Source organism: Streptomyces purpureus (assembly GCF_014648195.1).
Classification (GTDB): domain Bacteria; phylum Actinomycetota; class Actinomycetes; order Streptomycetales; family Streptomycetaceae; genus Streptomyces; species Streptomyces purpureus.
Genome location: NZ_BMQQ01000004.1, coordinates 6,018 through 31,087, shown reverse-complemented (window position 1 = coordinate 31,087; position 25,070 = coordinate 6,018). Strand labels below are relative to the sequence as shown.

The 25,070-nt window shown below is 71.9% G+C and carries 28 protein-coding genes and 1 riboswitch; of the genes, 11 read left to right on the top strand and 17 right to left on the bottom strand.

The features are described 5' to 3' along the window. Positions 1-22 precede the first annotated feature (22 nt). From IEZ01_RS07255 to IEZ01_RS07230, 6 genes are all read right to left on the bottom strand, one after another. Positions 23-856 carry a chromosomal replication initiator protein DnaA gene (locus tag IEZ01_RS07255; protein ID WP_019885556.1) on the bottom strand — a complete coding sequence of 278 codons (834 nt, stop codon included), beginning with the start codon at positions 854-856 and terminating at the stop codon, positions 23-25. A gap of 50 nt (positions 857-906) precedes the next feature. Then, on the bottom strand, positions 907-1,824 hold the full coding sequence (metF, locus tag IEZ01_RS07250; RefSeq protein ID WP_040875115.1) for a methylenetetrahydrofolate reductase [NAD(P)H]: 918 nt from the start codon (positions 1,822-1,824) through the stop codon (positions 907-909). A 185-nt stretch (positions 1,825-2,009) separates the two neighbouring features. Then, positions 2,010-2,660 (bottom strand): thiamine phosphate synthase, encoded by a 651-nt coding sequence (thiE, locus tag IEZ01_RS07245; RefSeq protein ID WP_189200542.1) that lies wholly within the window; start codon positions 2,658-2,660, stop codon positions 2,010-2,012. A gap of 96 nt (positions 2,661-2,756) precedes the next feature. Continuing rightward, positions 2,757-3,122: an Rv2175c family DNA-binding protein gene (locus tag IEZ01_RS07240; RefSeq protein WP_019885559.1), complete on the bottom strand. Its 366-nt coding sequence runs from the start codon at positions 3,120-3,122 to the stop codon at positions 2,757-2,759. Positions 3,123-3,164: 42 nt separating this feature from the next. Then, entirely contained in the window at positions 3,165-4,400 is a 1,236-nt protein-coding gene (locus IEZ01_RS07235; protein ID WP_019885561.1) for an NAD(P)/FAD-dependent oxidoreductase, read from the bottom strand. A gap of 28 nt (positions 4,401-4,428) precedes the next feature. Continuing rightward, positions 4,429-4,782 carry an avidin-fold protein gene (locus tag IEZ01_RS07230; protein ID WP_019885564.1) on the bottom strand — a complete coding sequence of 118 codons (354 nt, stop codon included), beginning with the start codon at positions 4,780-4,782 and terminating at the stop codon, positions 4,429-4,431. A gap of 51 nt (positions 4,783-4,833) precedes the next feature. Next, positions 4,834-4,946: riboswitch (TPP riboswitch) on the top strand. Here IEZ01_RS07230 and thiO point away from each other — a divergent pair. The 6 genes from thiO (at position 4,944) to IEZ01_RS07200 (ending at position 10,557) form a co-directional block, all read left to right on the top strand. After that, positions 4,944-6,113 (top strand): glycine oxidase ThiO, encoded by a 1,170-nt coding sequence (gene thiO, locus IEZ01_RS07225; RefSeq protein WP_189200540.1) that lies wholly within the window; start codon positions 4,944-4,946, stop codon positions 6,111-6,113. Its footprint overlaps the riboswitch before it by 3 nt. Beyond that, positions 6,110-6,310: a sulfur carrier protein ThiS gene (gene thiS / locus IEZ01_RS07220; protein ID WP_019885566.1), complete on the top strand. Its 201-nt coding sequence runs from the start codon at positions 6,110-6,112 to the stop codon at positions 6,308-6,310. Before thiO ends, thiS begins: the two co-directional genes overlap by 4 nt. Positions 6,311-6,312: 2 nt before the next feature. Further along, positions 6,313-7,107 carry a thiazole synthase gene (locus IEZ01_RS07215; protein WP_189200539.1) on the top strand — a complete coding sequence of 265 codons (795 nt, stop codon included), beginning with the start codon at positions 6,313-6,315 and terminating at the stop codon, positions 7,105-7,107. 81 nt (positions 7,108-7,188) lie between these two features. After that, positions 7,189-9,084, top strand: a complete 1,896-nt coding sequence (gene pknB, locus IEZ01_RS07210; protein WP_189200537.1) for a Stk1 family PASTA domain-containing Ser/Thr kinase — start codon at positions 7,189-7,191, stop codon at positions 9,082-9,084. A 6-nt stretch (positions 9,085-9,090) separates the two neighbouring features. Then, positions 9,091-9,942, top strand: a complete 852-nt coding sequence (locus IEZ01_RS07205; RefSeq protein ID WP_019885570.1) for a deoxyribonuclease IV — start codon at positions 9,091-9,093, stop codon at positions 9,940-9,942. Positions 9,943-10,035: 93 nt separating this feature from the next. Further along, a complete protein-coding gene (locus IEZ01_RS07200) occupies positions 10,036-10,557 on the top strand; it encodes a DUF4396 domain-containing protein (protein ID WP_028797432.1) in 522 nt (173 codons plus the stop codon). 13 nt (positions 10,558-10,570) lie between these two features. On the opposite strand, the gene IEZ01_RS07195 is transcribed toward IEZ01_RS07200, so the two are convergent. Beyond that, complete coding sequence (locus tag IEZ01_RS07195; protein ID WP_019885572.1) at positions 10,571-11,203, bottom strand: sulfite oxidase-like oxidoreductase; 633 nt, start codon at positions 11,201-11,203, stop codon at positions 10,571-10,573. Between the two features lie 154 nt (positions 11,204-11,357). Here IEZ01_RS07195 and bfr point away from each other — a divergent pair, with 154 nt between their 5' ends. Then, positions 11,358-11,837, top strand: a complete 480-nt coding sequence (gene bfr / locus IEZ01_RS07190; protein WP_019885573.1) for a bacterioferritin — start codon at positions 11,358-11,360, stop codon at positions 11,835-11,837. Position 11,838: 1 nt separating this feature from the next. Here the strand turns inward: bfr and IEZ01_RS07185 are convergent, their stop codons facing one another. Both IEZ01_RS07185 and IEZ01_RS07180 read right to left on the bottom strand, forming a co-directional pair. After that, complete coding sequence (locus tag IEZ01_RS07185) at positions 11,839-12,102, bottom strand: (2Fe-2S)-binding protein (RefSeq protein WP_019885574.1); 264 nt, start codon at positions 12,100-12,102, stop codon at positions 11,839-11,841. 134 nt (positions 12,103-12,236) lie between these two features. After that, positions 12,237-13,589: a class II 3-deoxy-7-phosphoheptulonate synthase gene (locus IEZ01_RS07180; RefSeq protein WP_019885575.1), complete on the bottom strand. Its 1,353-nt coding sequence runs from the start codon at positions 13,587-13,589 to the stop codon at positions 12,237-12,239. A 108-nt stretch (positions 13,590-13,697) separates the two neighbouring features. On the opposite strand from IEZ01_RS07180, the gene IEZ01_RS35995 reads away from it, so the two are divergent. Together IEZ01_RS35995 and IEZ01_RS07170 are read left to right on the top strand one after the other, a co-directional pair. Then, entirely contained in the window at positions 13,698-13,754 is a 57-nt protein-coding gene (locus tag IEZ01_RS35995; RefSeq protein ID WP_078513512.1) for a trp operon leader peptide, read from the top strand. 96 nt (positions 13,755-13,850) lie between these two features. Beyond that, positions 13,851-15,725 carry an anthranilate synthase family protein gene (locus tag IEZ01_RS07170; protein WP_189200535.1) on the top strand — a complete coding sequence of 625 codons (1,875 nt, stop codon included), beginning with the start codon at positions 13,851-13,853 and terminating at the stop codon, positions 15,723-15,725. Between the two features lie 92 nt (positions 15,726-15,817). On the opposite strand, the gene IEZ01_RS07165 is transcribed toward IEZ01_RS07170, so the two are convergent. From IEZ01_RS07165 to IEZ01_RS07150, 4 genes are all read right to left on the bottom strand, one after another. Continuing rightward, a complete protein-coding gene (locus tag IEZ01_RS07165; RefSeq protein WP_189200533.1) occupies positions 15,818-16,846 on the bottom strand; it encodes a 6-phosphofructokinase in 1,029 nt (342 codons plus the stop codon). A gap of 159 nt (positions 16,847-17,005) precedes the next feature. Beyond that, positions 17,006-17,704: a response regulator gene (locus tag IEZ01_RS07160; protein ID WP_019885578.1), complete on the bottom strand. Its 699-nt coding sequence runs from the start codon at positions 17,702-17,704 to the stop codon at positions 17,006-17,008. Continuing rightward, complete coding sequence (gene macS / locus IEZ01_RS07155; RefSeq protein WP_189200531.1) at positions 17,701-18,915, bottom strand: MacS family sensor histidine kinase; 1,215 nt, start codon at positions 18,913-18,915, stop codon at positions 17,701-17,703. Before macS ends, IEZ01_RS07160 begins: the two co-directional genes overlap by 4 nt. 51 nt (positions 18,916-18,966) lie before the next feature. Beyond that, positions 18,967-19,698: a lysophospholipid acyltransferase family protein gene (locus tag IEZ01_RS07150; protein WP_019885580.1), complete on the bottom strand. Its 732-nt coding sequence runs from the start codon at positions 19,696-19,698 to the stop codon at positions 18,967-18,969. Positions 19,699-19,899: 201 nt separating this feature from the next. Here IEZ01_RS07150 and IEZ01_RS07145 point away from each other — a divergent pair, with 201 nt between their 5' ends. Further along, positions 19,900-20,679, top strand: coding sequence for an alpha/beta hydrolase (locus IEZ01_RS07145; RefSeq protein ID WP_019885581.1), 780 nt, complete (start codon positions 19,900-19,902; stop codon positions 20,677-20,679). Next, positions 20,672-21,274 (top strand): hypothetical protein, encoded by a 603-nt coding sequence (locus IEZ01_RS07140; RefSeq protein WP_189200529.1) that lies wholly within the window; start codon positions 20,672-20,674, stop codon positions 21,272-21,274. The genes IEZ01_RS07145 and IEZ01_RS07140 overlap by 8 nt, the downstream gene beginning before the upstream one ends. Here the strand turns inward: IEZ01_RS07140 and IEZ01_RS07135 are convergent. The 4 genes from IEZ01_RS07135 to IEZ01_RS07120 form a co-directional block, all read right to left on the bottom strand. Beyond that, the gene (locus tag IEZ01_RS07135) at positions 21,271-22,059 is read right to left on the bottom strand and encodes an endonuclease/exonuclease/phosphatase family protein (protein WP_019885583.1); all 789 of its coding nucleotides are present in this window, start codon (positions 22,057-22,059) and stop codon (positions 21,271-21,273) included. The two genes, IEZ01_RS07140 and IEZ01_RS07135, sit on opposite strands and share 4 nt — an antisense overlap. A gap of 75 nt (positions 22,060-22,134) precedes the next feature. After that, positions 22,135-23,076 carry an ROK family glucokinase gene (locus IEZ01_RS07130; RefSeq protein ID WP_019885584.1) on the bottom strand — a complete coding sequence of 314 codons (942 nt, stop codon included), beginning with the start codon at positions 23,074-23,076 and terminating at the stop codon, positions 22,135-22,137. 101 nt (positions 23,077-23,177) lie between these two features. Further along, positions 23,178-23,708, bottom strand: coding sequence for a DUF5304 domain-containing protein (locus tag IEZ01_RS07125; protein ID WP_019885585.1), 531 nt, complete (start codon positions 23,706-23,708; stop codon positions 23,178-23,180). A gap of 70 nt (positions 23,709-23,778) precedes the next feature. Next, the gene (locus IEZ01_RS07120; protein WP_189200526.1) at positions 23,779-24,945 is read right to left on the bottom strand and encodes an ArsA family ATPase; all 1,167 of its coding nucleotides are present in this window, start codon (positions 24,943-24,945) and stop codon (positions 23,779-23,781) included. Between the last annotated feature and the right edge of the window lie 125 nt (positions 24,946-25,070).

The following is a 25,070-nucleotide window of genomic DNA, read 5'->3' as shown; positions in this document are numbered from 1 at the left end:
GGCGGGGCCGGCGGCGGGCCGGTCAGTAGCGGTAGGGCTGCTGCTCGCCCTGGCCCTGGTCGTAGCCGTAGGGGGCGGGTTCCTGGGGCACGGGCGGCATCGGGGGCATCGGCGGCGGGGTGAGCTGGTCGTTGTCGCGCTGCTGGGGGACCCAGACGCCGCCGGGCGGGGTGTCGTAGCCGTAGGGCGGGCCGTACGGGTCGGGGTAGGAGGCGTACTGCTGCTGGCCGTTGCCGTAGTCGTACGCGGTGTACTGCTGGCCGTCGGTGCCGGGGCCGATGTAAGGGTCGGAGTAGGCGGCGTACTGCTGCTGGCCGGTGCCGTAGTCGTAGCCGGCGGCGTACGCGTCCTGGCCCGCGGGCTGGTCGTAGCCGGGCGGGTAGGTGCCGTAGTCGGTGCCGAACGCCGTGGGGGCCTGGGCGGCGGCTTCGTCGTGGCCCCGGTCGTCGTAGACGCCGTACTGCCCCGTGTCGTCGGGCATCGGCTGCGGTGCGTAGACCGCCGTGGTCTCCGCGGCGGAGGGCTCGTCCGCCTCAGCCGTCGGTTCCGCGGCCGCGGCCGGCGGCGGGGCGGCCGACCTGCGGCGGCGGCTCGCGCCGGGCTTGCCGCCGAGGGCCCAGCCGGTGGAGAAGCCGCGGCGGAAGGAGAGCGTGACGTAGGTCTGGCCGACCGCGAACGCGATGGCGCCCAGGATGATCACCAGCACGGACGGCAGCAGGACGCCGAGGACGACGCCGAGGAAGCCGGTGAAGGCCAGCAGCCGCCAGCGCAGTCGCGCCTTGTACTGCAGCAGCACCTCGCCGAGCAGCCACAGCGCGACGACGCCGAACGCGATGTAGAGGACCGTCCAGCCCATGCCCGCCCCTCCCTATGGCCTCCGCCACGGGTAGGAGCGGGTACGGCCGGTCACGACTGCTGGTGCAGTCCGAGATTTTCGTAGATCTCGAGCGTGGCGGTGGAGTTGTTGAGCGTGATGAAGTGCAGACCGGGGACACCCTCGGACAGCAGCCGCGCGCAGAACTCCGTCGCGAACTCGATGCCAATGGAGCGTACAGCGGCCGGATCGTCCTTGACGGCGAGGATCCGTTCTTTCACGTCGGACGGGAAGTGGGCGTTGCTGAGCTGTGGGAGCCTGTCCAACTGCTTGACGCTGGTGACGGGCATGACCTCGGGGATGATCGGGGTCTCGCAGCCGACCGCGGTGACCGCGTCGCGCAGCCGCAGATAGTTCTCCGGGTCGAAGAACATCTGGGTGATCGCGTAGTCCGCGCCGGCCCGGCACTTGTCGGCGAAGTGCCGGATGTCCGTGTCCCAGTCGTCGGAGCGCGGGTGCATCTCGGGGAAGGCCGCGACGCCGACGCAGAAGTCGCCGGACTCCTTGATCAGCTGGACCAGTTCGGCGGCGTAGGTGACTCCCTCGGGGTGCCGGACCCATTCGCCCATGGGGTCACCGGGCGGGTCGCCCCGGACGGCGAGGATGTTCCTGATGCCGGCGTCGGCGTACTGGCCGACCATGTTGCGCAGTTCGGCGATGGAGTGGCCGACGGCGGTGAGGTGGGCGACCGGGGTGAGAGTGGAGTCGGCGGCGATCTGCTCGGTGGCCTTCACCGTGCCGGCGCGGGTGGAGCCGCCGGCGCCGTACGTGACGGAGACGAAGCTCGGGGCCACCGCCTCGACCCGGCGCAGCGCGTTCCAGAGGTTCCGCTCACCCTTCTGGGTCTTGGGCGCCCAGAACTCGAAAGAGTACGAAGTTTTGCCGGTCGCGAGCAGATCGCGCACGGTACGTGCGCGATCCGTCCTGGTCGAAGCTGTGCCAAGGGCCATACCCGCAGGTTAACGAGGCCCTGCCCGTCCCCCAACCAGAGGAGGGGGATTTGGCCGGTTTTGCCGGTTTAGCGTCCACACTTCGGACACTTCCCGCGACGGAAGCCCCAAAACGGAGGGATTCCGTCCACCATGTGGACATGATTGCGGGAGGCGATCACGGCAGAGCCAGTGGCCCAGAGGGGTCAGAGGGAGCGTTCCCGGATCCGCTTGGCCAGCGCGGCGGCGGCCGCGGCTGGGTCGTCGGCCTCCGTCACGGCCCGTACGACCACGATCCGGCGGGCGCCCGCGTCCAGGACCTCGTCGAGGTTGCCCGCGTCGATGCCGCCGATGGCGAACCAGGGCCGGTCCTGCTCGAGCGCGGCGGCGTACCGCACGAGGTCCAGGCCGGGGGCGTACCGGCCGGGCTTGGTGGGGGTGGGCCAGCAGGGGCCGGTGCAGAAGTAGTCCACGCCCGGCTCGGCGACGGCCGCGTCGACCTCCGCCTCGCCGTGTGTGGAGCGGCCGATCAGGACGTCCTCGCCGAGTATGGCGCGGGCGGCCGGGACGGGCAGGTCGCCCTGGCCCAGGTGCAGCACGTCGGAGCCGATGGCGTGGGCGCTGTCGGCCCGGTCGTTCACGGCGAGGAGCTTGCCGTGGCGGCGGCAGGCGTCGGCGAACACGGCGAGGTGCTCCAGCTCCTCGCCGGCCTCCATGCCCTTGTCCCGCAGCTGCACGATGTCCACCCCGGAGCCGAGCACGGCGTCGAGGAACGCGGGCAGGTCCCCCTGGCGCTTACGCGCGTCCGTGCACAGATAGAGGCGGGCGTCGGCGAGCTGGGCGCGAGGCGTGGACATGAGGCGTTCCCCCCGTGGTGGTGCGGCGGCGTACGGGACGGGCCTTCTCCGGCCCGTACACCGCCTGGTGTCGGATCCTGCTGGTGTCCTGCTGGCTCAGACGGCGAGCGCCTGGGCGCGGCGCTTCACCTCCGTGCCGCGATTCTCGCTGAGCGCCTGCGCGGGCGTGCCCGGCAGGGTCGGGTCGGGAGTGAAAAGCCACTCCAGCATCTCTTCGTCGGTGAAGCCGTCGTCCTTCAGGAGCGTCAGGGTGCCGCTGAGGCCCTTGACGACCTTGCCGTCCTTGATGAAGGCGGCCGGCACCTGGAGCGTCCGGTTCTCACCGCGGCGCACGGCGATCAGCTGGCCCTCCTTGACCAGCTGCCGCACGCGCGTCACCTCGACATCGAGGATTTCCGCGATGTCGGGGAGGTGAAGCCAGGCGGGGACGAGAGCATCGATTTTTGCGTCAATCTCGGTCACGGGACAAGCGTGCCATCCCGGACTGACAGTCGGTAGTCGGGCCTAGAGGACTGCGGCCTTCAGAGGGACGGACGGGTCCGCGGCGCGCTCCGGATCGAGCCGGGCGCCCGCCTCGATCAGTTTGCGCCCCTGGGCCAGGTCGCGGGGTCTGCCGACGGCCAGGAGCGCCACGAGGACGCCCTCCCGCAGCCAGACGACGCCCCAGGACGCGCCAGTGGGCTCGCCGCGCCACACGGCGGCGTCCGCGCCGGTGTGGTGGCCCGCGTACTGCACGAAGCGCCCGAACTGCTCGGACCAGAAGTACGGCACGGGGTCGTAGACGTGGGAGCCGGGGGCGATCTGGTCGACGATGTTGGCGGCGACCGTCCGGGGTCCCTGGAGGGCGTTGTCCCAATGATGGACGAGCAGTCGCTCTCCGTAGCGGGCCGAGGGGAAGGAGGCGCAGTCCCCGACCGCGTACACGTCCGGGAGCGAGGTGCGCAGCCGGTCGTCGGCGGTGATGGAGCCGTCGGGGCCCAGGTCGATCCCGGAGCCGGCGAGCCAGCCGGTGGCGGGTCTGGCCCCGATGCCGACGACGACGGCGTCGGCGGGCAGCGTCCGGCCGTCGGCGAGGACGACCCGGCCCGGCTCGATACGGTCCACGCGCGCGTCGACGAGGAGTTCGGTGCCGCTCTCCGCGTACCACTCGGCCATCGGGGTGGCGATGTCGGCGGGGAGCGCGCCCGCGAGGGGGCGGTCGGCGGCTTCGACGACGGTGACGGCGCAGCCGGCCTCGCGGGCGGCGGTGGCGAACTCGGCGCCGATCCAGCCGGCGCCGACGACCACGATGGTGTGGCGTTGTTCCAGCACCGGCCGGAGCCGTTCGGCGTCGTCGAGGGTGCGCAGCAGGTGGACGCCGGGGACGCCCTGGGAGCCGGGCAGGGTGACCGGTTCGGCGCCGGTGGCGATGATCAGGACGTCGTACGGGACGGGCCCGGCCTCGGTGTCGACCTCCCGGGCGCCGGGGCGCAGGCCGGTGACGTCCACACCGAGGCGCAGTTCGATGGCGAGCGCCTCGAAGTCGACCTCGAAGGCGGAGCCCTCGGCCTTGCCGAGCAGGACGGCCTTGGACAGGGGCGGCCGGTCGTAGGGCTGGTGCGGCTCGGCGCCGATCAGGATCACCGGTCCGGCGAAGCCCTGTTCGCGCAGGGCGACCGCGGTCTGGACCCCGGCCATTCCGGCACCGACGATGACGACGCGCCGCTCGTCCCGCGGCTGACTCAGCGTTTGCTCGCTCACCCGATCACCTTACGCATCTGACAGACCGTCAGGAAGGCAGCTGCTCCACCACACTGGTGCCGCTGCCCTCCTGGGACTCCCATGCCCAGGTCTCCTCCAGACGAACGCGCCCGTCCGTGAGCTGCACCACATTCGAGACGCAATGCCCGGAAGCGGTGGATCCGTCCTGCTTCAACTGGACGTACCGGAAGTCGAGCCGGTCCCCCGCGCGCGTGCCGACGAGATACCCGCGCACGACGTCCCCGCCCTCGTACTCGGCCCAGATCCGGCCGTCCCGCTCGTGGTACGTGAACCGGGTGCGGGTGCCCACCTGGCCGGGGGCCTGGTCGGCGACGGGAGCGAGCACGAGCCCGTCGAGAGAGCGGGTGGACGGGCGGGCCACAGCGGAGGCTCCCTTACTCGGGGTTGGAGGCTGGGGTTAGTCTGGCCACCGTAGAGCACTCGCGGGAGCCCGGACGCACCGGGCTGAGAGGGAGGCTGGCCGGCCTCCGACCGTACGAACCTGATCCGGGTCATGCCGGCGAAGGGAGGGGCTGGACGCCCATGCATCCACGTACATCCACCGGATCCGACGTCCTTGTCGTCGGGGGCGGGATCATCGGCCTGGTCACGGCCTGGCGGGCGGCGCAGCGCGGACTGCGCACCACGGTCGTGGACCCGGACCCCGGCGGCGGCGCGGCACAGGTCGCGGCGGGCATGCTCGCCGCGGTCACCGAACTCCACTACGGCGAGGAGACCCTGCTCGGTCTCAACCTCGCCTCCGCGCGCCGCTACCCCGACTTCGTCGCCGAACTCCAGGAAGCCACCGGCCAGGACGTCGGCCACCGCGCCTGCGGCACCCTCGCGGTGGCCCTCGACTCCGACGACCGGGCCCATCTGCGCGAACTGCACGCCCTGCAGCGGCGCTGCGGTCTCGAGTCCGAGTGGCTCACCGGCCGTGACTGCCGGCGCCTCGAGCCGATGCTCGCTCCGGGAGTGCGCGGCGGGCTGCGGGTCGACGGCGACCACCAGATCGACCCCCGGCGGCTCGCGGCCGCTCTGGTGACCGCCTGCGAGCGGGCCGGAGTGGTCTTGCTCCGCGGCTGGGCCGAGCGGCTCACCGTCGTACGGGACCGGGCCACGGGCGTGGTCCTCTCCGACGGCGGCGAGCTCACCGCGGACCAGATCGTCCTGGCGGCCGGCAGCCTCAGCGGACGGCTCGCGGGCGTACCGGACGACGTCCTGCCGCCCGTACGGCCCGTGAAGGGGCAGGTGCTGCGGCTGAGCGTGCCGCCCGCGTACGCGCCGTTCCTGTCCCGGACCGTACGCGCCGTCGTCCGCGGCAGCCACGTCTATCTGGTGCCGCGCGAGAACGGCGAACTGGTCGTCGGCGCCACCAGCGAGGAGCTCGGCTGGGACACCACGGTCACGGCGGGCGGGGTGTACGAGCTGCTGCGCGACGCCCACGAACTGGTCCCCGGCATCACCGAACTGCCGCTCACCGAGACCCGGGCCGGGCTGCGGCCGGGCTCCCCCGACAACGCGCCCCTCCTCGGCGCCACCACCCTGCCCGGCCTGCACCTGGCCACCGGGCACTACCGCAACGGCGTCCTGCTCACCCCCGTCACCGGGGACGTGATGGGCGCGCTGCTGGCCACGGGGGTGCTGCCCGAGGAGGCGGCCGCCTTCACCCCGCACCGATTCGACCGTGTACGTGAGGAGCAGCCCGCATGAACGTCTCCGTCAACGGGGAGGTGCGCGAACTCTCCGGCCCCACCACCCTCGACGTCCTCGTCACCACGCTCACGGCCGCGCCGTCCGGCGTGGCCGCCGCGCTCAACGAGACGGTCGTGCCGCGCAGCCAGTGGAAGGGCACGGTGCTCGGCGAGGGCGACCGGGTCGAGGTCCTCACCGCCGTCCAGGGAGGCTGACCATGGCCGACGATCTGCTCACCATCGGCGACACCACGTTCTCGTCGCGGCTGATCATGGGTACGGGCGGGGCGCCCAGCCTCGACGTGCTGGAACGGTCCCTCGTGGCCAGCGGCACCGAGCTCACCACGGTCGCCATGCGGCGCCTGGACCCGGGCGTCAAGGGGTCCGTGCTGTCCGTCCTGACCAAGCTGGGCATCCGGGTGCTGCCGAACACGGCGGGCTGCTTCACGGCCGGCGAGGCGGTGCTGACCGCGCGGCTGGCGCGGGAGGCGCTCGGCACGTCCTGGATCAAGCTGGAGGTGGTCGCGGACGAGCGGACCCTGCTGCCCGATCCGATCGAGCTCCTCGACGCGGCGGAGACGCTGGTCGACGACGGTTTCACGGTCCTGCCGTACACCAACGACGATCCCGTCCTCGCACGGAAGCTGGAGGACGTGGGGTGCGCGGCGATCATGCCGCTGGGTTCGCCGATCGGCTCCGGTCTCGGCATCCGCAACCCGCACAACTTCCAGCTGATCGTGGAGCACGCGCGCGTGCCGGTGATTCTGGACGCGGGTGCGGGGACGGCGTCCGACGCGGCGCTCGCGATGGAGCTGGGGTGCGGGGCGGTGATGCTCGCCTCGGCCGTGACCCGGGCGCAGGAGCCGGTGCTGATGGCGGAGGCGATGCGGTACGCGGTGGAGGCGGGCCGGCTGGCGCACCGGGCGGGCCGGATCCCCCGCCGCCACTTCGCCGAGGCGTCCTCGCCGACGGAGGGCCGCGCCCACCTGGATCCCGAGCGCCCGGCGTTCTGACGGCGGCCCCGGCCCCCTTAACCGGGGGCCGGGGCACCGCCGACGTACCTCCCTGTCCGTGGCGGCTCGTAGACTTCCCGGGTGGACACGACCCTTCAGGACCCCCTCGTCGGGCAGCTGCTCGACGGCCGCTACCGCGTCGACGCGCGTATCGCCGTCGGCGGGATGGCCACGGTCTACCGGGCCGTCGACACCCGGCTCGACCGGGTGCTCGCGCTCAAGGTGATGCATCCCGCGCTCGCCGCCGACGCGTCGTTCGTCGAGCGGTTCATCCGGGAGGCGAAGTCCGTCGCACGGCTGTCGCACCCCAATGTCGTGGGCGTCTTCGACCAGGGCGCCGACGGGGCGTACGTGTACCTCGCCATGGAGTACGTCGCCGGCTGCACCCTGCGCGACGTGCTGCGCGAGCGGGGCGCCCTCCAGCCGCGGGCCGCGCTGGACATCCTGGAGCCCGTGCTCGCCGCGCTCGGCGCCGCGCACCGGGCCGGGTTCGTGCACCGGGACATGAAGCCGGAGAACGTCCTGATCGGGGACGACGGCCGGGTCAAGGTCGCCGACTTCGGGCTCGTACGGGCCGTCGGCGCCGTCACCAACACCACCGGCGCGGTCCTCGGCACCGTCTCCTACCTCGCGCCGGAGCAGATCGAGGACGGCACCACCGACACCCGCGTCGACGTCTACGCGTGCGGTGTCGTGCTGTACGAGATGCTGACCGGCGCCAAGCCGCACGCCGGCGACACCCCCGCTCAGGTGCTCTACCAGCATCTGAACGCGGACGTGCCCGCCCCCTCCGCCGCCTTCCCCGGCCTCGCTGCCGAGCTCGACGAGCTGGTGGCGAGCGCCACCGCCCGCAGCCCCGAGGTCCGCCCGCACGACGCCGTGGCCCTGCTCGGCCAGGTCCGCGAGGCCCGCGCCCGGCTCGGCGACGAGCAGCTGGACCTCGTACCGCCGAGCTCACGCCGCGACGACCACGACGGCTCGGAGGACCGGACCAGTGTGATCCCGCGGCCGCTGCCCGCCGCCGAGCACACGTCCCGGCTGCCCGCGCAGCCCCCGGCCCCGCCGGAGCCCTCGCGCGCGCCCGCCCCGCAGCGCCGCGGCCTCTACCTCACGCTCGTCGGCGTCCTGCTCGCGCTCGGCATCGGCACCGGCGTCTGGTACATCAACTCCGGACAGTTCACCCGCGTCCCGGCCGTCCTCGGCCAGTCCGAGGCAGAGGCCAGGAAGCGTCTGACGGACGCGGGCCTCGACGTCGCCGGGGTCAATCGCGCGTTCAGCGGCGCCTACGAGCGGGGCACGGTCATGGGCACCGACCCCGAGCCTGGGCAGCGGATCCGGGGCAACGGCTCGGTGAAGCTGACCATCTCGCGCGGCCCCGAGATCGTGAAGGTCCCCGACCTCAAGGGCACCCCGCTCCCGCAGGCCAGACGCGAGCTGGCCAAGGCCGGTCTCGCGCCCGGTGTGATCACCACCGCCTTCAGCCAGGACATCCCGCGGAACGCGGTGATCAGCACCGATCCGAAGCCGGGCACCGAACGCAGCCCCGACTCCGCCGTCGCCCTGGTCGTCAGCAAGGGCGCGCCGATCGACGTCCCCGACGTGGCGGGTGCCTCCGTCGCCTCGGCGACGGAGACCCTCCAGGACCTCGGGCTGACCGTGCGGGTCGCCCCCGAGCAGGTCCACTCCCCCCGGGCCGCGGGCACGGTCGCCAACCAGTCGCTGGCCGTCGGCAGCCGCGCCGCCAAGGGCGACACGATCACCCTCACCGTCTCCAAGGGACCCCGCATGGTCGAGGTCCCCGACGTGACCGGCGAGAAGGCCGACGACGCCAAGGCCAGGCTCATCGCGGCCGGATTCCAGGTGAAGGTCGACAAGACCTTCCCCTTCCTGAGCGACACGGTGGCCTCCCAGTCCGTACCGGGCGGCGGCAAGGCCCCCGAGGGCAGCACCATCACCATCACGACCAAGGGACTGTAGAAACTCATGCGCAACCCCGTCGGCGGCCATGTCCCCGTGGCCGGCGGCCTCGCCACGACCGGTCTGAACTACGCCCGTGAGCTGGGCGCCGAGACCGTCCAGGTCTTCGTCGCCAATCCCCGCGGCTGGGCGCTGCCGCTGGGCAACCCGGCCCAGGACGAGAAGTTCCGTGCCGAGTGCGCCGCCGAGGGCATCTCCGCGTGGGTCCACGCCCCGTACCTCATCAACTTCGGCTCGCACACCGAGGCCACCGTCGAGCGGTCCGTGGACTCGCTGCGGCACTCCCTGCGCCGCGCCCGGGAGATCGGCGCCCAGGGTGTCGTCGTCCACACGGGCTCGGCGACCGGCGGACGCTCCCGCGAGGTGGCGCTCGCGCAGGTACGGGAGCGGATGCTGCCGCTCCTGGACGAGCTCACCCACGACGACGACCCGTTCCTGCTGCTGGAGTCGACGGCCGGACAGGGCTTCTCGCTCTGCTCGCGGACCTGGGACTTCGGGCCGTACTTCGAGGCCCTGGACCGCCATCCCAAGCTCGGCGTCTGCCTGGACACCTGCCACGTCTTCGCGGCCGGCCACGACCTCGCCGGGCCGCACGGCATGGCGCAGACCCTGGATCTGCTGGTGGAGACGGTGGGTGAGGGGCGGCTGAAGCTGATCCACGCCAACGACTCCAAGGACGTCGTCGGCGCCCACAAGGACCGGCACGAGAACATCGGCGCGGGCCACATCGGCGCGGAGCCGTTCCGTGCGCTGATGCGCCATCCGGCCACCGCGGGCGTCCCGCTGATCATCGAGACGCCCGGTGGCCCGGAGGGCCATGCGGCGGACGTGGCACGGCTGAAGGAGCTCCGCGACTGAGGCTCGGGAGCGGCGATCCTCCTTGAGGAATACCCCTGGGGGGTATACGGTTCTTGCATCGGCAGGAACCGCTGTCCGACATTGGGGGACACCATGCAGCACGACGCTCACGCGCACCACGGCGAGCACCAGCACGGGCATCAGCACCACGGGCATGGCGAGACCCACGGCCTCGGCCCGGTCAGCTGGGCCATGGCGGCCAAGGCCACCCTCCACTGCCTCACCGGCTGCGCCATCGGCGAGGTCCTGGGCATGATCATCGGTACGGCGCTGGGCTGGGGCAACGCCCCGACGATGGCCCTCGCCATCGTCCTGGCCTTCTTCTTCGGCTACTCACTGACCCTGTGGGCGGTCCTCCGCGCGGGCGTGGGCCTCAGGGCGGCGATCGGTGTCGCGCTGGCCGCCGACACCCTCTCGATCACCGTCATGGAGATCGTCGACAACGGCGTGCTGCTGCTCGTACCCGGCGCCATGGACGCGCACTTGTCGGACGCCCTCTTCTGGGGCGCGCTGGCCTTCGCCTTCCTCGTCGCCTTCGTGATCACCACCCCGGTCAACAAGTGGATGATCGGCCGCGGCAAGGGCCACGCGGTGGTCCACCAGTACCACCACTGACGGCCCCCGGGCGCTACAGCTCGGGGCCGTCCCCCGGCTCCTCCTGGTAGGAGTAGCGCTGCTCGCTCCACGGGTCGCCGATGTTGTGATAGCCGCGCTCCTCCCAGAAGCCGCGGCGGTCGGCGGTCATGTACTCCACGCCCCGGACCCATTTGGGGCCTTTCCAGGCGTAGAGATGCGGCACGATCAGCCGCAGCGGAAAACCGTGCTCGGCTGTGAGGAGTTCACCGTCCTTGTGCGTGGCGAAAATCGTGCGCTCGGACGCGAAGTCGGCGAGCCGCATATTCGCGCTGAATCCGTATTCGGCCCACACCATCACATGCGTGACATTGATGGCCGGCGGAGCCAGTTCCAGGATCGTACGGGCGGGCACCCCACCCCATTCGGCCCCCAGCATGCTGAATTTCGTGACGCAGTGCAGATCCGCCACGACCGTGGAGAACGGCAGGGCCGAGAACTCCTCGTGATTCCAGCATTTCTTGTCGCCGTCCGCCGTGGCGCCGAAGACCCGGAACTCCCAGCGGTCCGGCTTGAACTTGGGGACGGGGCCGTAGTGGGTGACCGGCCAGCCGCGCTGCAGCCGCTGCCCCGGCGGAAGATCCGACTGCTCTGCGCTCCGGCGTTCCCCGCTCTCCGGCTGACCCATGCGTCCATGGTGACAGACCGGAAGGGGTGGTCATGACCAGGTCCGGCCCGATTCGGGCAACTCATACTAAGCCTGCACTTACTGGACGGCCCTCACCCGCAGTGCAAGGATGCGGCCATCCTGCCCAGTCAGACGTGTGGAAGGAGCCGCTGCGATGCAGGGCGACCCCGAGGTCATCGAATTCCTCAACGAGCAGCTGACCGCCGAATTGACCGCGATCAACCAGTACTTCCTGCACGCGAAGATGCAGGAGAACTTCGGCTGGACGAAGCTCGCCAAGTACACGCGTCACGAGTCGTTCGACGAGATGAAGCACGCGGAGGTCCTGACCGACCGGATCCTCTTCCTGGACGGGCTGCCGAACTATCAGCGGCTGTTCCACGTCCGCATCGGGCAGACGGTCAAGGAGATGTTCGAGGCGGACCGCCAGGTCGAGGTCGAGGCCATCGACCGGCTCAGGCGCGGTATCGAGATCATGCGGGCCAAAGGCGACATCACCTCGGCGAACATCTTCGAGTCGATCCTCGCCGACGAGGAGCACCACATCGACTATCTCGACACCCAGCTGGATCTGCTCGACAAGCTCGGTGAGGCGCTCTACCTCGCCCAGCTGATCGAACAGCCGGAGAGCTAGGTCAGGCCGCTTCCGACAGTGCGTCGGCCTCCGCGCCCGCCTCGGTGAGGTCCGCGAGCGCCGGCTCGCCCTGGTCGAGGAGGTCGCGGCGGGGGCAGCTGCCCCGCCCGAGGATCGCCTGGATACGGCGGACGCACGACCCGCAGTCGGTGCCCGCCTTGCAGGCGGACGCGATCTGGCGAGGCGTACAGGCACCCGCGTCGGCATGCTGCTGAACCTGCTTCTCCGTGACACCGAAGCATGAGCAGACGTACACGCGGTTCACCTCCCGCCGAGATCGATTAGGCTAACCTAACCTTACCCGCCACCCGGGTGGCGCAAAAGTCCCGGTCATGGCTGTGGGGCGCGGATCACATGGATCCGCGCCCCACAGTCGTAGGAACCTCTAGCCCGGGAAGATCACTGGTCCCGGTACATCTCCGCCACGAGGAACGCCAGGTCCAGCGACTGGCTGCGGTTGAGCCGGGGGTCGCAGGCGGTCTCGTAGCGCTGGTGCAGGTCGTCGACGAAGATCTCGTCGCCGCCGCCGACGCACTCGGTGACGTCGTCACCGGTGAGCTCGACGTGGATGCCGCCGGGGTGCGTGCCCAGGCTCTTGTGGACCTCGAAGAAGCCCTTGACCTCGTCCAGCACGTCGTCGAAGCGGCGGGTCTTGTGGCCCGAGGCCGCCTCGAAGGTGTTGCCGTGCATCGGGTCGGTGACCCAGGCGACAGTGGCACCCGACGCGGTGACCTTCTCGACCAGCTCGGGGAGCTTGTCGCGGACCTTGTCGGCGCCCATGCGGACGATGAAGGTCAGCCGGCCCGGCTCACGCTCCGGGTCGAGACGGTCGATGTAGGTCAGCGCCTCGTCGACCGTGGTCGTCGGGCCCAGCTTGATGCCGATCGGGTTGGCGATCCGCGACGCGAACTCGATGTGCGCGTGGTCCAGCTGGCGGGTGCGCTCACCGATCCAGACCATGTGGCCGGAGGTGTCGTACAGCTTGCCGGTCCGCGAGTCGGTACGGGTCAGCGCGCCCTCGTAGTCGAGCAGCAGCGCCTCGTGCGAGGAGTAGAACTCCACCGCCTTGAACTCGGCCGGGTCGGTGCCGCAGGCCTTCATGAAGTTCAGGGCGTTGTCGATCTCCCGCGCGAGCTGCTCGTAGCGCTGCCCGGACGGGGAGGACTTCACGAAGTCCTGGTTCCAGGCGTGCACCTGACGCAGGTCGGCGTAGCCGCCGGTGGTGAAGGCGCGGACCAGGTTCAGCGTCGAGGCGGAGGCGTGGTACATCCGCTTCAGGCGCTCGGGGTCCGGGACGCGGGCGGCCTCGGTGAAGTCGAAGCCGTTGACCGAGTCGCCCCGGTAGGTCGGCAGGGTCACGCCGTCACGGGTCTCCGTGCCCTTGGAGCGGGGCTTGGAGTACTGGCCGGCGATGCGGCCGACCTTGACGACGGGCACGGAGGCGGCGTACGTCAGCACGGCGCTCATCTGGAGCAGGGTCTTGAGCTTGGCCCTGATGTGATCGGCGGACACGGCGTCGAAGGCCTCGGCGCAGTCGCCGCCCTGGAGAAGGAACGCCTCGCCCTTGGCGACGGCTCCCATCCGGGCGCGCAGCTGGTCACACTCGCCCGCGAAGACGAGCGGAGGATACGACTCGAGGTCCGCGATCACATCGCGCAGAGCCTCGGCATCGGGGTACTCGGGCTGCTGCGCCGCGGGAAGGTCTCGCCAGGTGTTGCCACCGGATGCGGTGGTCTTAGCGTTCACGGTCACCTGTAACACCTTACGGGGTCGTCACGTTTGTCCATGACCGCGCTCAATGGGTGAGACAGATGATCAGATCTCCGGGGTGCGGCCGGGGGGTGGGGTAGGGTTCGCGGCATGTTCGCGCAGACGACCCAGAACTGGTGGTGGACCGCTCATCCGGCGGCCCACTGACTGCGCGTACACCGAACACGCGAAGGCCGCCCGAGGGGCGGCCTTCTTCCGTTTCACGGGGCCGTTCCTCCCACTCCACCCGGAAGGAACGCCTCTATGGACCTGTCCCGCCTGCTCGACGACTCCTGCCCCCCGTTCGCGCTGCTGCGCCGCCGCACGCCCGGCCGTGACCACGACACCGTCGAGCTGCTGATCGGCCCGGTCCACGAGGCCGGGCGGCTGGCCGAGCTGCCCGTCGGGGAACTGCCCACGCTGGCGCTGGTGCCGTTCCGGCAGATTCGGGAGCGCGGCTTCGACGTACGCGACGACGGCACGCCGCTGTCGGTGCTGGTCGCCGAGGAGGCGTACGAACTCCCCCTCGCCGAGGTGCTCGACCGGCTTCCGGCCCATGACGTACGGGTCGAGGGCGGCGGTTTTGACATCGACGACGACACGTACGCGCGGATCGTGCGGCGGGTCGTCGAGGAGGAGATCGGCGGCGGCGAGGGCGCCAACTTCGTGATCCGGCGGACGTACACCGGCGAGATCCCCGGCTTCGGCCGGGCCGACGCGCTGGCGCTGTTCCGCAGGCTGCTGACGAGCGAGCGGGGCGCGTACTGGACGTTCGTCGTGCACACCGGCTCGCGGACCCTGGTCGGGGCCAGCCCCGAGGTGCACGTCCGGATGGCGGGCGGGACGGTCGTGATGAATCCGATCAGCGGCACCTACCGCTATCCGGCCGGCGGGCCGGACGCCGAGGGTCTGCTCGCCTTCCTCGCCGACCGCAAGGAGACCGACGAGCTCTCCATGGTCGTGGACGAGGAGCTGAAGATGATGTGCGCGGTCGGCGACATGGGCGGGGTGGTGGTCGGGCCGCGGCTGAAGGAGATGGCACACCTGGCCCATACCGAGTACGAGCTGCGCGGCCGGTCCTCGCTCGACGTACGGGAGGTGCTGCGCGAGACGATGTTCGCGGCCACCGTCACCGGCTCACCCGTGCAGAACGCCTGCCGGGTCATCGAGCGCCATGAAGTGGGCGGCCGCGGCTACTACGCGGGCGCGCTGGCCCTGCTGGGCACGGACACGAACGGCGCCCAGACGCTGGACTCCCCCATCCTGATCCGTACGGCCGACATCGCCGGGGACGGGCGGCTGCGGGTCCCGGTCGGGGCGACGCTGGTCCGGCATTCGGACCCGGTGTCGGAGGTGGCCGAGACCCATGCCAAGGCGGCGGGTGTGCTGACGGCGCTGGGGGTCAGGGAGGGCCGGGCGCTCGACGAGTCCGTACGGCCGCTGCTCGCCGAGGAGCCGCGGGTAAGGGCCGCGCTGGATGCCCGGCGGGCGGATCTGGCGCCGTTCTGGCTGCGGATGCAGACCCGGTCGGCGGGGATGGCCGGGCACGCGCTGGTCGTCGACGGAGAGGACACGTTCACGGCGATGCTCGCGCATCTGCTGCGCTCATTGGGGCTCGAGGTGACCGTCCGCCGTTACGACGAGCCGGGGCTGCGGAAGGTGGCGCTCGCCCACGAGGGGCCGGTGGTGCTGGGTCCGGGGCCGGGCGATCCGGCGGATGCGGCCGATCCGAAGATGCGCTTCCTGCGGGGGCTCACGGCCGAGCTCGTCCGTGACCACCGGCACGGTCTGCTGGGTGTCTGCCTCGGGCACGAGCTGATCGCGGCGGAGCTGGGGCTGCCGATCGTGCGCAAGCGGACGCCGTTCCAGGGGGCGCAGCTGCGGATCGATCTGTTCGGGCGGCCGGAGACGGTCGGTTTCTACAACAGCTTCACCGCCCGCTGCGACGAGAAGCACGCGGCGGAGCTGGCGGTGCGCGGGATCGAGGTGACCCGGGACGCGGAGAGCGGGGAGGTGCACGCGCTGCGCGGGCCGGGGTTCGCCGGCGTCCAGTTCCACCCGGAGTCGGTGCTGACGCTGGACGGTGCCGCGGTCGTCGAAGGGCTGCTGGCGGGGGTGCTGGTCCGCGAGGCCGGTTGAGGGGACGGCTCTCGGCCGGCGCGGTGGGGAGGAGTACGTTCCCGCCGCGCCGGCCGGCCGCGTGAGCCGAGGCCCCGTACGACCCGCGGGGCTCAGCCGAAGAAGACGCCGACCTCCTGGTAGAGCTTCGGGTCGACCGTCTTCAGCTTGGCGGTCGCCTCGGCGATCGGGACGCGCACGATGTCGGTGCCGCGCAGGGCGACCATCTTCCCGAAGTCGCCGTCGCGGACGGCGTCGATGGCGTGCAGTCCGAAGCGGGTGGCGAGCCAGCGGTCGAAGGCGCTCGGGGTGCCGCCGCGCTGGACGTGGCCGAGGACGGTGGTGCGGGCCTCCTTGCCGGTGCGCTTCTCGATCTCCTTGGCCAGCCACTCCCCCACACCGGAGAGGCGGACGTGGCCGAAGGAGTCGAGGGTGCCGTCCTTGAGGACCATGTCGCCGTCCTTGGGCATGGCCCCTTCGGCGACGACGACGATCGGTGCGTAGCTGGCCTTGAAGCGGGAGGTCACCCAGGCGCAGACCTGGTCGACGTCGAAGCGCTGCTCGGGGACGAGGATGACGTTGGCGCCGCCGGCGAGGCCCGAGTGGAGAGCGATCCAGCCGGCGTGACGGCCCATCACCTCGACGACGAGGACCCGCATGTGGGACTCGGCGGTGGTGTGGAGCCGGTCGATGGCCTCGGTGGCGATGCCGACCGCTGTGTCGAAGCCGAAGGTGTAGTCGGTGGCGGACAGGTCGTTGTCGATGGTCTTCGGGACGCCGACGCAGGGCACGCCGTACTCGTCGCTGAGGCGGGCGGCGACACCGAGGGTGTCCTCGCCGCCGATCGCGATGAGCGCCTCGACCTCGGCCTTGGCGAGGTTGTCCTTGATGCGGCGGATGCCGCCCTCGACCTTGAGGGGGTTGGTGCGCGAGGAGCCGAGGATGGTGCCGCCGCGCGGCAGGATGCCGCGCACGGCGGGGATGTCGAGCGGCACGGCGTCACCCTCGAGGGGGCCGCGCCAGCCGTCCCGGAAGCCGGTGAACACGTAGTCGTACTCCTGGACCCCCTTGCGGACGATGGCGCGGATGACCGCGTTGAGACCGGGGCAGTCGCCGCCTCCGGTGAGCACTCCGACCCGCATGGAACCTTCCCTTCGCCGTCCTGGTGACCTGTTGCGGGTCACGCTAGTAGTGACCCAGGTCACTCCGGGACGGGACGAAAGGTGAATTCCCGGACCACGTACGGGCGTCGGCGCCTCCCGTTCACTCGTACGTGTAAGGCGGTGTGGCCGGTCGAACGGTCAGGCGTCGTCGAGTCCGCGCTCTATCGCGTACCGGACGAGCTCCACGCGGTTGTGCAACTGGAGCTTGCCCAGGGTGTTCTGGACGTGGTTCTGGACCGTGCGGTGCGAGATGACCAGACGCTCGGCGATCTGCTTGTAGCTCAGGCCCTTGGCGACCAGCCGCAGCACCTCGGTCTCCCGCTCGGTGAGCTGGGGGGCCTTGGGCTCGTCGGGGCCGGCGGCGGGGGCCGGTTCGGAGGCGAGCCGGCGGTACTCGCCGAGGACCAGGCCGGCGAGGCCGGGGGTGAAGACCGGGTCGCCGGCGGCGGTGCGCCGGACGGCGTCCAGGAGCTCGGCGGTGCTGGCCGACTTGAGGAGATAGCCGGTGGCGCCGGACTTCACGGCCTCCAGGACGTCGGCGTGCTCGCCGCTGGCGGAGAGGACCAGGACGCGCAGGGAGGGCCGGGCGCCGACCAGTTCCTTGCAGACCTGGACGCCCGGCTTGGCGGGCAGGTTCAGGTCGAGGACGAGGACGTCCGGGGTGACGGCGTGGGCGCGCCGGACGGCCTGTTCGCCGTCGCCCGCGGTGGCGACCACGTCGAATCCGGCCTCGGCGAGGTCGCGGGCGACCGCGTCCCGCCACATCGGATGGTCGTCGACGACCATCACCCTGATCGACTGTTCTGCCTGCTGGACCTGCTCGACCTGCTCGCTCATCGCGTGCCCGCCTTCCCCCCACGCGCGCGTGGAACCTTCAACTCGACTTCCGTACCCTGCCCGGGGACCGAGATCAGCTCGGCCGTACCGCCCAGATCGCGCAACCGCCCCCGGATGGACAGGGCGACGCCCATCCGGCCCTCGCCCTCGGCCTGGGCGAGGCGGCCCTCGGGGATGCCGGGGCCGTCGTCCCGCACGGTCACGATCACTTCGTCCCCCCAGTCCTCGACGAGGATCCACGCCTGGGCGCCGTCCCCGGCATGTCTGCGGACATTGTCCAGGGCGGCACCGACAGCGGCGGCCAACTCCCGGGCCGCCTCGGGCGGCAGCGGGACCGGGGCGCCCGGGTCGGCGAGCGTGACCCTGGCCCCGGCGCGCGGGGCGAGCAGCGCCCGCAGATCGACCGGGCCGGCGGGGTCGTCCGGCTCTTCCACGATCCGTACGACCGCGCCTTCGGCCTCGTCCTCGGAGACCAGGGAGGGACGGGACAGGCCGCCGGCGACCAGGGTGCGCAGGGCGACCTCCTGCTCGCCTGCCATCCTGCCCAGCTCGGCGGCCTCGCCGCCGATGGCCGTGCCGCGCCGCTGCACCATGGCGAGGACCTGCAGGACGCTGTCGTGGATGTCCCGGGCGAGGCGCTCGCGTTCGCGGGTGGCTGCCTCGATCTCCAGGGCGCGGGCGAGGGTGCGTTCGGAGGCGCGGGCGATCTCGACGACGTAGCCGATGGCGACCGAGGCGATCCAGACCAGCAGGACGTTGTGCAGGGTGTCCCGGCTGGGGCTGCCGCGCTCGACAAGGTTGGCGGCGGCGACCAGCGAGGACGCGAACGCGGCCCAGCGCCAGCCGCCCTTGATGGCGTAGGCGAGGACCGATCCGGCCGTCCAGATGGTCGGCAGGGTCGGGCCGTCGAACTGCTGGGCGTGGACGTCGGCGAGCGGGGTGAGCAGGATGCCGGTGAGGGCGATGGTCAGGTCGGCGACCAGGAACCGCCGGGTGCAGCTGGCGGCGGCGGCCACCTTGGGCAGGGTCGCCAGCGTCCACACCACGAGGACGCCGAGGAAGCCGATCGCCACCCAGGGCCGCTCGTACGCGTCCCGCCCGAAGACGAAGATCGCTACGGCGTACACCATGGTGAGGAGGCGGTAGCCGGTGAGCGCGCGCCACAGCGGCTGCTCGACCGACATCCGTACGACACGCTCGCGCCTGGCCATCTTCCCTGCCCCCCGAAACCCCGGACCTCAAACCCCGCTGTGCGCGCGGGATTACGCGCCGGACTGCTCCCGCTCGGCGATCTCGGCCTTGACGGCCTCCTTGGCGGCCTTCTCGGCGTCCGCGATCTGGCGCTTGGCGGCGGTCGCGTAGATGTCGACGTACTCCTGGCCGGAGAGCTTCATGATCTCGTACATGACCTCGTCGGTCACCGAGCGCAGGATGAAGCGGTCGCCGTCCATGCCGTGGTAGCGGCTGAAGTCCAGGGGCTTGCCGATCCGGATCCCGGGGCGCATCAGCTTCGGGACGATCTTGCCGGGGGGCTGGATCTTCTCGGTGTCGATCATGGCGACGGGGATGACCGGGGCGCCGGTGGCCAGCGCCACGCGCGCGAGGCCGCCCGGCTTGCCGCGGTAGAGGCGGCCGTCCGGGGAGCGGGTGCCCTCGGGGTAGATGCCGAACAGGCCGCCGCTCTCGATGACCTCGATACCGGCCTTGATCGCCGCCTCACCTGCGCCGCGGGCGCCGGAGCGGTCCACCGGGAGCTGGCCGACGCCCTTGAAGAAGGCGGCGGTGAGCTTCCCCTTCACGCCGGGCGAGGTGAAGTACTCGGCCTTGGCGATGAAGGTGACCTTCCGGTCCAGTACGGCCGGCAGGAAGAAGGAGTCGGAGAAGGAGAGGTGATTGCTCGCGAGGATCGCCGGCCCCTCGGCGGGAATGTTCTCGAGGCCCTCCACCCAGGGCCTGAAGGCGAGCTTCAGCGACCCTCCGATGGAGAACTTCATTGCGCCGTAGATCAACTCGAGTGCCTCCTGTGTGCCATGGATCAGACCTTAACCCGTGACGGGCCCACGCTCCCTCTCCCGCCCTCCTCCGGGGCGGTGACGGCCCTGGTCGGTGTCGGTCCGGTCGCGTACGGTGAAGCCACGGGTATCACCGTATGGAAATGCCTCCCTGACATCCCTCCCACCGAACAGGAGACCCCGGTGCCGGTCCTCCCCGGAGCCGAGCCGTACCGCCATGAGGGCGGAGAGGTCGGCGTCCTTCTCTGTCACGGATTCACCGGTTCCCCGCAGTCGCTGCGCCCCTGGGCGGAGTATCTGGCCGAGCGCGGGCTCACTGTGTCGCTGCCGCTGCTGCCCGGTCACGGCACACGCTGGGAGGACATGCAGGTCACGACGTGGCAGGACTGGTACGCGGAGGTGGACCGGGAGCTGCGGGCGCTGCGCGAGCGGTGCGGCCGGGTCTTCGTCTTCGGCCTGTCGATGGGCGGGGCGCTGACGCTGCGGCTCGCCGCCAAGCACGGCGACGCGATCAGCGGCATCGTGCTGGTGAACCCGGCGAACAAGGTCCACGGCCTGTCGGCGTACGCGCTGCCGGTCGCCCGCCATATGGTGCGGACGACCAAGGGGCTCACCAGCGACATCGCCAAGGAGGGCGTGACGGAGGTCGGCTACGAGCGGGTCCCGCTGCACGCGGCCCATTCGGTGCGCCAGTTCTTCCGGACCGTCGACCGTGAGCTTCCGCAGGTCACGCAGCCGGTGGTGCTGCTGCACAGCCCGCAGGACCATGTCGTGCCGCCCGCGGACTCGGCCCGGATCCTGAGCCGGATCTCCTCCACGGACGTCCGGGAGATCCTGCTGGAACAGAGCTACCACGTGGCGACGTTGGACCACGACGCGGGGCGGATCTTCGAGGAGAGTTACGCGTTCATCGGCCGGCTCGCTTCGGGTGTCGCGACGAAGGGAAGCACGACCGGTGGCTGAGCAGCAGGACTCACAGGGATCGGACCACGAGGAGGACCGCGAGCCGCAGCCGATCGACGAGGAGGCGGCCTGGGCGGCGATCGTCGCCGGGTACGGCGACGAGCCGGCCGATCCGCCGGGGGCGAAGCCGTTCAAGTCGGTGGAGGACCTGGCCCTGCTGGAGGACGACGTCAACGAGACGCCGAAGGGGCCGAAGGACTCCGGCGGGGGCAGCGAGACGCCGCCCGCCAAGCCGCTGGGCAGCTCGGTGGTCTTCGCGCCCGGTGTGGGCCCGGCGGCCGGTCCGCGCGACTACAGCGTGGCGGAGCCGTCCGACGGGGACGCCGCGCACGGCGACGGCGACGAGGGCCATTTCGTGCCGCCGGAGCCGCCGCCGCTGCCGGAGGCCGACGCGACCACGAAGTTCGCGTGGCTCGGGGTGCTGGGCGGCCCGGTCCTGATGCTGCTCGCCGTGCTGCTGTCGTGGGACATGACGTGGTGGCTGACGACGGTCTGTGTGGGCGGGTTCCTCGGCGGGTTCGCGACGCTGGTGGGCCGGATGAAGCACGGTGACGACGAGGACGACGACGATCCCGGCCGGGGCGCGGTGGTCTAGGACACGGCCTGGGGCGCGTTCTTCGGCGCGTCCTGGGTGGCGGGGATCCGCAGGGCGGCGAGGACCGGGAGATGGTCCGTCGCCGCCGTCAGGTCCGCCGCGCCGATCCCCGGCAGGTCCAGGGGGACTCCGCAGCCGAGGACCTCGATGCCGGGGGTGGCGAAGACGGCGTCGATGCGCTGGTGCGGGTCGGCGGGTGTCGAGGTGTGTTCGGCGCCCCAGGGGCGTACGGCCCAGCAGTCCTGGAGCTCGGCGGCGAGACGCTTGAAGCTGCGGCCGTCCGGGCGTTCGTTGACGTCCCCGGCGGCGACGGCGTGCGGGACGCCCATCCCGGCGAGCCGGTCGAGGAGCATGCCGCTCTGCGCGTACCGCTCGTCCTCGCGCAGGCTCAGATGGCAGCTGACCAGTCCGACCCGGGCTCCCGCGAAGCGTACGACGGCGGTCGCGAAGCCGCGGCGGTGCAGGCCCGGGGTGAGCGGCAGGAGGATGTCCTCGGTCCGTTCCACGGTCGCCCGCAGGGAGCAGAGCAGCAGTGGGCCCGAGGCGGTGGCGCCGCCGCTCAGGACGAGCAGCTCGCTCTTGGCTGCGAGCCGGGCGGCGTGCTTGCGCCAGCGGAAGAAGCGGGGCGCCTCCTGGATGAAGACGACGTCGGGCCGGCAGGCGCGGATGACGCGGGCACAGGCGTCCTCGTCGTCGCGCAGGGAGCGGATGTTGTAGCTGAGCACCCGGATCACGGCCGAACCGTCCGGTTCGGTGCGGGAGTTGGGCAGTTCGCTGGTCGCCATGCGCAGCAAGATACGGCAGCGCCCGCCGCCTCCACTGGAGGACGCGGCGGGCGCTGTACGGCCGTTGGCGGGGCGTCAGCCCTGGCGGGCCAGGTCCGCCGCGCCGACCAGACCGGCCTTGTTGCCGAGCTGGGCGGCGAGGACCTGGGCGTGCGGGCGCCACTGGCCGCCGATCAGCCAGCGGCGGAAGGACTTGCGGATGGGGTCGAGGACCAGCTCGCCCTCGTCGGAGACGCCGCCGCCGACGATGAACGCCGACGGGTCGAAGAGCGAGGCCAGGTCGGCGAGGCCCGCGCCGGCCCAGCGGGCCAGTTCGCGGAACGAGTCGATGGCGACGGGGTCGCCCTGGCGGGCGGCCGCGGAGACGTGCTTGCCCTCGATGCCCGCGGGGGTGCCGTCGCCCAGGCCCAGCAGGATCCGGGCGTTCTCGGGGGTGGCGTTGGCGCGCTGGCGGGCGTATCGGACGAGGGCGCGCCCGGAGGCGTACTGCTCCCAGCAGCCCTGGCTGCCGCAGCCGCACAGCAGGCCGTCGGGTACGACCCGGATGTGGCCGAACTCGGCGGCCACGCCGAAGCGGCCGCGGCGCAGCTTGTTGCCGATGATGATGCCGCCGCCGAGGCCGGTGCCGAGGGTGATGCAGATGACGTCGTCATGGCCCTGGCCGGCGCCGAAGCGGTACTCGCCCCAGGCGGCGGCGTTGGCGTCGTTCTCCACCACGACCGGCAGGCCCACGCGCTGCTCGACCTTGTCCTTCAGCGGCTCGTGCCGCCAGTGGATGTTGGGCGCGAAGAGTACGGTGGCGCGCTTGTCGTCGACGTATCCGGCCGCGCCGATGCCGACGGCCTCGATCTGGTGGCCCTTGCCGGCCTCGGAGACGGCGGCGCAGATCGCGTCGACGATGCCTTCGGCGGTCGGCGGGGTGGGCACCGTGTGGGTGTCGAGGATCGTGCCCTCTTCGTCGACCACGCCGGCCGCGATCTTCGTGCCGCCGATGTCGACGCCGATGGTGAGTCCCATGTGTCCCTCAGTTTTCGGTCGAGCCCCGCTAAGGGCCAACCGTACCCGAGGGTGCGGTCACCGCTGATCAGTCCGGGACGATCCGTCCAGGTCGAGGACGGTCAGTCCAGGTCGATCTGTTCGCCGGTGGCGGGGCCTTCGTCGTCCTTCTTGGTGCCGGGCGTGGAGCCGGGGTTGCTGCCGGGGTTGCCGCGGGGGCCGTCGGGCTCCGTGCCGGGCTCGGTGGCCGGGCCGTCCTGGGCGGAGGCCCGGTCGCTCCAGGTCTGCTCGCGGGTCCAGCGGCGCTCGTGGCCCTCGACGGCGGAGCGGTACGCGGCGAGGAGTTCGTTGCCGGCCGCGGCGAGGTGGTCGAAGACCTGCGGGTTGCGCTCGATGACGGGCTCGACCACGGCCTTCGCCTGCTGGACGAACTGCTGCACGCCGCCCTGCGCCGCCATGCCGAACAGGGGTGACTTCAGCGAGGACACCTTGTCCGCGACGGCGTCGAAGAGCTTGCGGAACTCGTCGGCGGCCGAGCCGGGCTCGCCGCCCTGTTCCGCGCGGCGGCGCGCCTTCTCCGCCTCCAGGTCCTCGGCGCAGGCCTTCGCCCAGGCGTCCGAGTCGGCGGCGGGACGCTCGGTGGCATCGCTCATGGCGTTTCTCCTGCGGGCGGGACGGGTTCCTTCGACTACCTCCGACGGTACCCGAACGGCGGTAGGGCGTTCAGCCCGTCGTCGGCCACAGCCCCGGGTCCGGGGTGAAGCGGATGCGGAGGACGCCGTCGGTGAGTCCGGCGCCGGAGACGGTGCAGCGGCGCAGGACGGACGGGAGGGGGAGGTTGCGGCGGAACGGTCCGGCACGCAGGAGGAGTTCGTCGCCGCGGCGGACGAGCCCGAGGTCGCTCTTGACGGCTCCGGGCAGGGGCAGGCGCCAGACGAGGATGCCGTCGCTGTCACGCAGGTCCTCGACGGTCCACTCCGTGGCGGGGGCGGGTACGGGGGCGTCCGGGGCGGGGCCGGGGTCGAGGCGGGCCAGGTCGTCGAGGCCGCGCGGGTCGGCCCCGAGGTGCGGCAGCTCGGTGACGGCGCCCAGCTCGGCGTGGAGCTCGTCGAGGTGCTTGCGCTGCTGGGCGACGAGTCCGGCGAACCAGGGGTCGGGGGTCTCCGCGGGCAGGAGGCGGTTGGCTACGACGGCGTCGAGGGTGAGGCCGTGCAGGGCGCAGCCGAGGCGGGCGGTGCGGAGGGTGTCCTCGGCGGCGGGGCCGGGTTCGAGGACGAGCCGTACGGAGGTGGTGGGGGCGTCGACGACGGCCTGGACGGCGGCGAACTCCTCCTCCAGGCGGGCGGCGGTCGCGTACAGCCACTGGGCGGGCATGGGGACGCCGGCGAGCTGGGCGAGCATGGGGCGCAGGGCGCGGGCGGCCTGCCGTTCGGGCGGCAGGAGGCGCCGCAGGTAGCGGCGGAGCTCGGCGGGCAGCGCGAGCAGGGCGAGGGCGTCGCGCAGCGGGGGCAGGTCGACGACGACGGTGTCCCAGTCGCCCGCGGCGGCGTCGCGCAGGGCCCGCAGCAGGGCGAAGTGGGTGCTGCCGGGCAGCTCGGTGAGCTCGGCGTCCTCCAGCGGCGCGGCCCCGAGGAGGTCGAGCGCGGCGCCGGCACGGTCCTGCAGGGCGAGCAGTTCCCGCCGGAAGTCGGCCCCGGAGTCGACGCGCACCGCCCACAGCCCGTCGGCCACAGGCGTGGGCCGGGTCCCGGGGACGGCGCCGAGCAGCCCGCCGGCCTCGGAAGACACCAGAAGCACGCGCCCACCCCGGCGGGCCCCACTCAGAGCACTGGCCGCGGCAACGGTGGTCCGCCCGGCTCCGCCGGCCCCGGTGAAAAGGATGATCCGCATGATCCGCAACGGTACCGGCCACGGCGGGCGGCCTTGCGGCCGGCCGGGGAGGGAGGGGGTCGGGTGCCCCGGGGGCGGCCTGCCGGGCCTCGTGCTCGGCCCGGCGCGGCGGAGCCGGTCTCAGG

What these genes read in the sequence shown, in the direction of transcription:
- thiE (WP_189200542.1), bottom strand. Translation starts at nt 2,660, where the DNA reads ATGTCCACGCCTCGCGCCCAGCTCGCCGACGCCCGCCTCTATCTGTGC.
- IEZ01_RS07125 (WP_019885585.1), bottom strand. Translation starts at nt 23,708, where the DNA reads ATGAGCGATGCCACCGAGCGTCCCGCCGCCGACTCGGACGCCTGGGCG.
- IEZ01_RS07130 (WP_019885584.1), bottom strand. Translation starts at nt 23,076, where the DNA reads ATGGGACTCACCATCGGCGTCGACATCGGCGGCACGAAGATCGCGGCC.
- IEZ01_RS07255 (WP_019885556.1), bottom strand. Translation starts at nt 856, where the DNA reads ATGGGCTGGACGGTCCTCTACATCGCGTTCGGCGTCGTCGCGCTGTGG.
- IEZ01_RS07215 (WP_189200539.1), top strand. Translation starts at nt 6,313, where the DNA reads ATGGCCGACGATCTGCTCACCATCGGCGACACCACGTTCTCGTCGCGG.
- thiO (WP_189200540.1), top strand. Translation starts at nt 4,944, where the DNA reads ATGCATCCACGTACATCCACCGGATCCGACGTCCTTGTCGTCGGGGGC.
- IEZ01_RS07205 (WP_019885570.1), top strand. Translation starts at nt 9,091, where the DNA reads ATGCGCAACCCCGTCGGCGGCCATGTCCCCGTGGCCGGCGGCCTCGCC.
- bfr (WP_019885573.1), top strand. Translation starts at nt 11,358, where the DNA reads ATGCAGGGCGACCCCGAGGTCATCGAATTCCTCAACGAGCAGCTGACC.
- IEZ01_RS07160 (WP_019885578.1), bottom strand. Translation starts at nt 17,704, where the DNA reads ATGAGCGAGCAGGTCGAGCAGGTCCAGCAGGCAGAACAGTCGATCAGG.
- metF (WP_040875115.1), bottom strand. Translation starts at nt 1,824, where the DNA reads ATGGCCCTTGGCACAGCTTCGACCAGGACGGATCGCGCACGTACCGTG.
- IEZ01_RS07120 (WP_189200526.1), bottom strand. Translation starts at nt 24,945, where the DNA reads ATGCGGATCATCCTTTTCACCGGGGCCGGCGGAGCCGGGCGGACCACC.
- IEZ01_RS07135 (WP_019885583.1), bottom strand. Translation starts at nt 22,059, where the DNA reads ATGGCGACCAGCGAACTGCCCAACTCCCGCACCGAACCGGACGGTTCG.
- IEZ01_RS07170 (WP_189200535.1), top strand. Translation starts at nt 13,851, where the DNA reads ATGGACCTGTCCCGCCTGCTCGACGACTCCTGCCCCCCGTTCGCGCTG.
- IEZ01_RS07165 (WP_189200533.1), bottom strand. Translation starts at nt 16,846, where the DNA reads ATGCGGGTCGGAGTGCTCACCGGAGGCGGCGACTGCCCCGGTCTCAAC.
- IEZ01_RS07200 (WP_028797432.1), top strand. Translation starts at nt 10,036, where the DNA reads ATGCAGCACGACGCTCACGCGCACCACGGCGAGCACCAGCACGGGCAT.
- thiS (WP_019885566.1), top strand. Translation starts at nt 6,110, where the DNA reads ATGAACGTCTCCGTCAACGGGGAGGTGCGCGAACTCTCCGGCCCCACC.
- IEZ01_RS07150 (WP_019885580.1), bottom strand. Translation starts at nt 19,698, where the DNA reads ATGAAGTTCTCCATCGGAGGGTCGCTGAAGCTCGCCTTCAGGCCCTGG.
- IEZ01_RS07195 (WP_019885572.1), bottom strand. Translation starts at nt 11,203, where the DNA reads ATGGGTCAGCCGGAGAGCGGGGAACGCCGGAGCGCAGAGCAGTCGGAT.
- macS (WP_189200531.1), bottom strand. Translation starts at nt 18,915, where the DNA reads ATGGCCAGGCGCGAGCGTGTCGTACGGATGTCGGTCGAGCAGCCGCTG.